The 6,938-nt window shown below is 67.7% G+C and carries 9 protein-coding genes; 4 read left to right on the top strand and 5 right to left on the bottom strand.

The window, feature by feature from the left end; translation table 11 throughout:
- Positions 1-516: hypothetical protein (locus AB0P17_RS28050; protein WP_365814832.1), on the top strand; the 516-nt coding region annotated here is incomplete at its 5' end.
- A 130-nt stretch (positions 517-646) separates the two neighbouring features.
- Here the strand turns inward: AB0P17_RS28050 and AB0P17_RS28045 are convergent.
- From AB0P17_RS28045 to AB0P17_RS28035, 3 genes are all read right to left on the bottom strand, one after another.
- Positions 647-1,108, bottom strand: a complete 462-nt coding sequence (locus AB0P17_RS28045) for a hypothetical protein (RefSeq protein WP_365814830.1) — start codon at positions 1,106-1,108, stop codon at positions 647-649.
- A gap of 14 nt (positions 1,109-1,122) precedes the next feature.
- Complete coding sequence (locus tag AB0P17_RS28040) at positions 1,123-1,926, bottom strand: aminoglycoside phosphotransferase (RefSeq protein ID WP_365814846.1); 804 nt, start codon at positions 1,924-1,926, stop codon at positions 1,123-1,125.
- Positions 1,927-2,316: 390 nt separating this feature from the next.
- Positions 2,317-3,438: a radical SAM protein gene (locus tag AB0P17_RS28035; protein ID WP_365814828.1), complete on the bottom strand. Its 1,122-nt coding sequence runs from the start codon at positions 3,436-3,438 to the stop codon at positions 2,317-2,319.
- Positions 3,439-3,710: 272 nt separating this feature from the next.
- On the opposite strand from AB0P17_RS28035, the gene AB0P17_RS28030 reads away from it, so the two are divergent.
- Genes AB0P17_RS28030 through AB0P17_RS28020 form a run of 3 tightly spaced genes read left to right on the top strand, consistent with a single transcriptional unit; the run spans position 3,711 to position 5,630 of the window.
- A complete protein-coding gene (locus AB0P17_RS28030) occupies positions 3,711-3,896 on the top strand; it encodes a helix-turn-helix transcriptional regulator (RefSeq protein ID WP_365814826.1) in 186 nt (61 codons plus the stop codon).
- A complete protein-coding gene (locus tag AB0P17_RS28025; protein ID WP_365814824.1) occupies positions 3,857-4,876 on the top strand; it encodes a transcriptional regulator in 1,020 nt (339 codons plus the stop codon). Before AB0P17_RS28030 ends, AB0P17_RS28025 begins: the two co-directional genes overlap by 40 nt.
- A gap of 7 nt (positions 4,877-4,883) precedes the next feature.
- Positions 4,884-5,630, top strand: coding sequence for a 5-formyltetrahydrofolate cyclo-ligase (locus AB0P17_RS28020; RefSeq protein ID WP_365814822.1), 747 nt, complete (start codon positions 4,884-4,886; stop codon positions 5,628-5,630).
- A gap of 362 nt (positions 5,631-5,992) precedes the next feature.
- Here AB0P17_RS28020 and AB0P17_RS28015 read toward each other — a convergent pair whose 3' ends face one another.
- Complete coding sequence (locus tag AB0P17_RS28015) at positions 5,993-6,247, bottom strand: hypothetical protein (RefSeq protein WP_365814820.1); 255 nt, start codon at positions 6,245-6,247, stop codon at positions 5,993-5,995.
- Positions 6,244-6,696 (bottom strand): ATP-binding protein, encoded by a 453-nt coding sequence (locus AB0P17_RS28010; RefSeq protein WP_365814818.1) that lies wholly within the window; start codon positions 6,694-6,696, stop codon positions 6,244-6,246. The genes AB0P17_RS28015 and AB0P17_RS28010 overlap by 4 nt, the downstream gene beginning before the upstream one ends.
- Positions 6,697-6,938 lie beyond the last annotated feature (242 nt).

Raw genomic sequence — 6,938 nt, 5'->3', positions numbered from 1 at the left:
GCCGCCCGGCACCGCGCCCCGGTGACGTATCTCCTGCTGGACAACGGCGGTTACGGCGCGGTGCGCGCGCTGGGGCACCGGATCGGGGTCGCACCAGGACCCAGGAGGTCCGGGCGGCGCGCCTCTCCGCATGTCGCCCCACGCCCGCGCGTGCCCGCCCGCAGGCGCGGCTGGATCTGTCAGGGGGCCACGGTCGTGGAGCACGGCTCGGAGCACAGGAACGACGAAGGCTCGGCTTCTTCCCGGTACACCCGGGACATGAGGGAGGCACGCCGCTCCGGGCGCGAGGCGTTGCGCTCGGATCTGTCCAGCGGCCACCTGGGCCTGGGCGCGACGGTGATCGTCCTGGCCGTGATCGCCGGTAGCTCCGGCCTCCGCTGGACCTTGATCGTCGGCGGCGGGGTCACCACCTGGTTCGTTCTTGCTCTGGCCGTGATCCACTACCGGGGCGGCCGCGGCCGGGACGCTTTCCGGCGTGCCTACATGGCAACGTTCGGCTGGGGCCAATGGCTCTGAACACCTTTGGCGCTGCCTGCTTGGGCAGGGGCGACACGTTGGGTGCGTTGTCGGGTACCAGTTCGTGCCGAGGGGCGCCGGAGGCGCCCGGGGCGGGTTGTGGCAGATGAGACTGCCCTCTCCAGCCGGTTCAGCGATGGGACACACGGATCGCGCCTCGAAGAACGTCGGTGAGGAGCGCGATCTGGGACCGTGAGAAGTGAAGGAGTGCCTCAGGAGCAGAACCCTCAGCCGTGAGGGGAATGTGCATCCGCCATGATCCAGGACGCCATGGGTGGCGCATCCACTCGCCGAACGCTTCAGTTCCGGCGAGCATTTCAACCAGTCTCTGAGCTTCGGGAACCGGCAGCTTCAAAAGTGCGTAGCCATGGTGATACGCGATGAAGCCGTCGCCGCCGTAGCCGAGCGGTGTCTCCCTCTGGGCGCGGATGCCGGCGACGGCCTCGCCGACATCCTGGCAGCAGGCCGTGGTGGTGAGGCCGAGGCCCCAGAGTGCGCGGATGACGGGAACCATCTCGGTGTCGATGTCCGCCTGATCCCCGGCGGGGGTGGTGAGCGTCTCAGTGCGGTGGACGGGTGGGTCGGTTGCCATCAGGACTCCCGCTGTCATCGGGCTCGGCGGTAGGCCGACCAGCGAGCTGCGGCGTCCGCGAGGTCGCGCTTCCAGGGCACGTCGAGCGCATCTGCGGCGATGCCTTCCCACAGGCGCTGTTGGGCGGTGGCGAACACGTCGAGGGCGCGGGCCGGTGCTGTGGCCCAGGCCGGGGTCTCTGCTGCCCACTGTTCGGCACCCTCGGGGGTGTGGCCGGTGGAGATCAGCCAGACGATCCAGCACGCGGCATCGATCCAGGCGGCACCTCGGGTCGGCCAGGCCCAATCGACGACGCGGGCGGCCTCTCCGACGATGAGCACATTGTCCGGGGTCCAGTCGGTGTGCAGCAGTGCTTCGCCGCACAGGAGTTGGGCGTCGGCGGGGGTGTCGAGGTACTCGGCGAAGCGCTGTTCGATCTGTTTGAGCTCGATATCCGCCGGAGCCCGGACGGAGGCGAGCCTGGTGATCGCCTCGGCGACGAGGGGCACGTCGGGGGAGGCAGGGCTGTAGTCGGCGGGGCGGCCGTCGAGGTGCTCGAAGCCGAGGAGGTTCCACTCTCCGTCGTCGATCATCCAGAGGAGGCGCGGGGCGAGCGGGGCGACATACGGGTTGATGGCCGCTTCGCGGTTCTGGGTCCAGACGCGGGGGTGGTCGCAGCGTAGGCCCTTGACGAAGACACGGCCGATACTGGTGTCCAGGGCGGCGGCGATTTCACTGTTGAGGCCCTTGTCGGCCGTTGTCACCCCGTAGACGGGGCCGGTGCGGGCGACGACGGCGTCGAGGGTAGGGGTGGGGAGGTCGTTCCAGTGCAGTCTCATGGTCACCAAGGTGAGAGTGTAGGAGCGGACGAGGCCCGAGTGGCGGAGCCACCCGCGCGTAGCGGGTGGCTCCGGTTCTGAGTCGGTCTAGTGCCGCGACCGGCAATGTTTGCCCCGAAGGAGCGTCGTCCGGTGCGTGCGATCGCAAGGCGGCCGGAAGTCCTTGTAGCGGAGCTACCAGGGCTTTTGGCCAACGCGGCGAGCGTGCGTGCTGGGCGGCGCGACGGGGCAAAGCTTGCCGGGAGGGGCACTAGTACGGGTTGTCGTTGCCGCAGCCGAGCATGACCTCGGTGCTGGAGACGGCGTCGAGGTCGTCGACGAACTCGATCTCGTCCTCTTCGGCCTTCGACATGGTATGAATCTTCACCGCAACAGGTGCCATGGCAGTTGTCACCTCCTTCCCGCTGTCTCGGTGTGCTGGCAGTAGCGGGTCAGCGGAGCGCCTGCCTTGCGGTACAAGGCGGCGAGCGGCATGCACGTGCTGCATGACTTGCTGAGAGTGCAGCCCGCGCAGCCGCCTTGGCGTCCCAGAGCCCGGTCGGCGAGTTCACCGAGCCGGGCCAGCCCCGCTACCCCCTCGGTCACGAGGGAGATCGGGTGATCGCGGGAGACCTTGCAGACGCTGGCCATGCCGTGGGGGTCCACGTGCACGGAGGTGTGGCCCGCGTCGCAGCCGGTGAACGGCTTCCGCTCGCGCAGGTAGGCCGTCGCCTGGGAGGATAAGGACTCGGCCCCGCCGTAGATCGTCGGCGACATCTGCGTGTACTCACGCGTGACCGCGCCGTACCGCTTGCCGAGTTCGTGCATCGCCTCGACCTCGTGCACGTTGTCCTCGGTGACGATAACCGTCAGCTCCAGCGGCAGCCCGGCCTCGTGCGCCGCGTTCAGCCCGCGCACGAAGTGGGACCAGGAGCCCCGCCGTTGGGTGAGGCCGTCGTACGTCTCCTCGGTGGCTCCGTAGACGCTGAGCGTCAGCCGGTATGGACGTCGGCTCGTGAAGAGGTCGAGGAGCAGTGGGTTATGGAGGCGGGAGCCGTTGGTGAGGACTTCGATCACCATCCCGAGCTCGTACGCCAAGGAGTGAACCGCGGCAAAGTGCCGGTCGATGGTGGGCTCGCCACCGGTGATCTGGAGCCAGACCACGCCCGCATCCCGGAGGACGTACAGCAGCTTCTCCCGCTGGTTCCATTCGAGTCCGGCGAACTCCTTCAGGCCCAGATAGCAGTGCTTACAGGCGTAATTGCAGCCGAGGTTGAGCTCGTACGAAGCACGGCCGAGGCCGTACGGGGACGGATCCCGTACCAGCAGGCCGGCGTCGGCCCGGGTGCTCGCCAAGTCCAGGGCCCACTGACGAAGTACGGGGCGGCAGAGCCACCCGGGGACTTCGCCGCCGGTCGTGACGACTTGGCGGAGTTCGAGGTACCGATGTGCAGGGATCTTGATTCCCTTCGCACTCCCGGGGCGTAGGACGTAGTAGTCGCCCAGGAACGGGGCGACGATCAGTTCGTGCATGAGCTTGCTCCCTGGGCGAGTGGAGGTCCGGAAGGCGGGCACTACGGGAGTCGGCAGTGCCGAACTGCTGTCGTCCACTTCGATCTCCCTTCCCGATGCGGTGGCGCGTGGGGTGCCCGAACGGATCGATGGGCTTCACAGAACCGCTTCCTGAGGCCTCGAACCAGAGCAGAATTGGCGCATGGGTGAGGCATTCATGACGCATCACCGGGCATGACCTGGAGAGTTTCGCCTTCGGGGATCGCGAAGAACTAGGCTGGGAGATTCCTTCCATGGCTCTGAAACGGCACGGCTTGGTGCGCCGTCGCCGGGCGGTGGGCCACACGCAGGAGAGCCTCGCTGAGGTGCTGCACGTGGAACGGTCCACCATCGCGCGCTGGGAGTCGGGGAAAGTGGCGCCCAAGCGTGGATCCGGCCGATGCTGGCAGAGGTTCTCCAGGTCAGTACGGAGAAGTTGAGTGAGCTCCTGCTGGTCTCGTCCCCTGACGAGCAGCCCCCGGCTGAGCGCACGGAGTACGCCATGCGCCATCCGTCCCGGGTGGATCTCTCGACGGTTGCCGAACTGCGGGGCGGCATGGACTCCTTGGGCGAGCGCTACGACTGTGAGGCGTCCGCAGCGCTCCTGGCACGTGCCGGAGAACACGTGAGCCAGGTTGTCTTCCTCGCCGGGGAAGCTCCGTCCGGGCGCGTTCAGCGGGAGATGCGCATCCTTCAAGCGGACGCAGTGACCTTCATGGGGCAGCTCGTTTGGGACGCATCCCATCGGAGAGACCATGCAACGACCCGCTCCTATTACGCGCAGAGCATCGAGGTGGCTCGCCATCTGGGCGACCCGAACGCGGAGGGACATGCCCTCTTACGGACTTGCTACGTGGCCCTCTACGGAGCCAGTGACTACCGAGAGGGGCTGGATCTGGCCCTCCAGGCAGCCCGTACGGTCCGACGAACCAGCCACGTCCTTACGGGGCTTGCCATGCTGCACGCCGCGGAGGCGTATGCCTACCTGAGTGAAGCAGGCGAATGTGAACGTGCCTTGGCGGACGCCGAGAGGCACTTGAACCAAGCGCATGGTGCGGATGTGGCCCACGACCTGTTCTCGCCCCCACACTTCGGCCGCCTGGCCGGCTCCTGCTACCTCTCGCTCGGCGACTACCACAGGGCCGAACAACTCCTGGCCCACACTGCTGCCGAGCTGCACGACCGACGCAAGTCTCGGGCCATCGTCCTCGGCAACCTCACTCTGGCCCGGCTCCGGGACGGGGACCTGGACGGTGCGCTCGCCGCCTTCAACGACGCTGTCGGCGAACTGCGCAGCACGCGCGGAGGTGGTGGGATGAACATCGTCTTCCGAGCCGCCCGAGAGATGCGCCCTTGGCACGGCGAACCTGCGGTGCAGGATGCGAGGGACTGTCTGATGGCCTTGATGGAAGCGATGTGACCACGGAATGAAGGAGGCCGACGTGCGTACACAAGTGGACAAGGACAAGCAGCGAGTGCGCGAACGTGTGTGGGATCTGCTCGATGCGGAGGGCGCTGTCCTGACCGCGACGGCACACGGCCGCATCCCGAACTTCAAAGGCTCCGAAACCGCTGCGGACCGACTCGGCGACTTGACGGCCTGGCGCGATGCGCACGTCATCAAGGCCGTGCCGGACAAGGCGCAGCTGCCGGTACGCGCTCGCGCTCTCGCCGAGGGGAAGACGGTGTTCATGGCGGTGCCGAAGCTCGCCGACCCGCGCCCTTTCTATCTCCTCGATCCGGCGGTGCTGCCCGTTCCGCCGCAGGAGGCTGCCTCCAGCAAGATCGCGGCAACGGTGGCCCCGCAGGTTGATGTGGCCGATCTCCAACCCGTCGACATGGTCGTCGTCGGCAGTGTCGCAGTGAACCGGGCCGGCGTACGCATTGGTAAGGGAGCCGGATACTCGGATCTTGAATTCGCGCTCCTGATGGAGGCTGGTCTGATCAGCGACCGGACGGTGGTTGTGTCCACGGTCCACTCGCTCCAGGTGCTGGACGAGGAGCTCCCGTCAACCGATCACGATTTCGGGATGGACCTGATCGTCACACCCGACGAGGTCATCTCCTGCTCGTCGCCTCACCGCCCTGCCGGGCTGGTGTGGGAGCACCTGGACTCAGCGAAGATCGCTGCCATTCCGGTGCTCGCCGCCCGGGCTCCGGCGAACGGGCGCTGAAGCCTCATTGCGGGTGTTGCCCGTCCGTTGCGGAGCGGTGTGATCTGTAACATCAGCAAACCGGACGGAGGGGTCTCCTCCCGATAAGGAGGCGATCAGGAACACCGCAGGTCAGATGGCCATCCACCGGGAATTCCGGTGCCCATCAGCCTGGACTCGACCGGCCGCACACCTGGACTTCGCCACGGCAGCCCCACTCCACGACCGCGTGCCCCGCAGGGCGAGCCGGCCCGGTGGACTGGAACCGGCTCTAGCGACAGATATGCCTCTCAGAGGGCCGCCCCTGCCCCCGGCACCACGGTGACCAATACGTCACCGGCTCACCCTCGTTACCCCTCGGCCTGAACCCGCATCCGCCGCCGTCAGGGCAGCCAGCGTCCGTGTCCGCGTATGCGGGGGATCTGGCGGGCGCGGATGGTGATGTGCACCGGGTCGCGGTGGCAGTGGCAGGTGTAGGAGTACGTCTCCTCCGTCTCGACGCACAGCGCATCCGGGACGCCCTCCTCCGCCCCCGGGCGCCCGCCGGCCGCGTAGAGCAGGCCGAACACCAGCGCGGTGAAGCTGACGCAGAGCGCGACGACTCCCCAGAATGTCTCGTCGGCCATTGCGGTGGTCACCGCCGGGGCGTTGCGTCGGCCCGTGTGGGCTTCAGGTCGATCTCGGCGTAGACGGTCTTGCCGACGGTCCGGGGCTCGGTTCCCCACCGGTCGGTGACCTGCACGACCAGCGGTAGCCCCCGCCCGAAGCACTCGCCCTCGCTGGCGGTCCGCAGTGCGGGCAGCCGCTCTCCGCGCGGGTCGGTGACCTCGATACGGAAGCAGGTGGACCGCAGTACCACGGCGACCTGGAAGAGCCGGTCCCGCAGACACCCGTGCAGCAGGGCGTTGGTGCCGAGTTCGCTCACGACCAGGGCCGTGGCCCAGGCGAGTTCGGGGTGGCCCCACTCGACGATCAGCCGCGACGCCCGATGCCTTGCCAGGGGCACGCTGCTCGGGACAGGCGGGTAGTTCAGCCCGTCCTCCTGCAACACAGGCTCGGAATCGGGGCTTTCAAGGGTTGAGGTCATGGACGCGCACCTCCATGTGCGGTCGGGGACTGCCCGTACGGGGTGCGCATGGCGGTGGCGATGCCGCGCGTACGGCTGCGCTCTGGCGCAGGGCAGCGCGGTGCACTTCCACCAGGTGGCGCCGCTGTGCGAGCGGTTACGTACCGAACGTAGCCATCCATTCGCCTTGAAGGCAAGGGAACTGGAGCCAATTGGCCCCATGGAGGGAAGTGAGTCGACTGGCCGGTACCTTCGACGCCACA

It is taken from the genome of Streptomyces sp. NPDC088124 (assembly GCF_040685895.1).
Taxonomy (GTDB): domain Bacteria; phylum Actinomycetota; class Actinomycetes; order Streptomycetales; family Streptomycetaceae; genus Streptomyces.
Note: the sequence above shows the minus strand (reverse complement) of the source record. Positions and strands in the feature narration are given on the sequence as shown.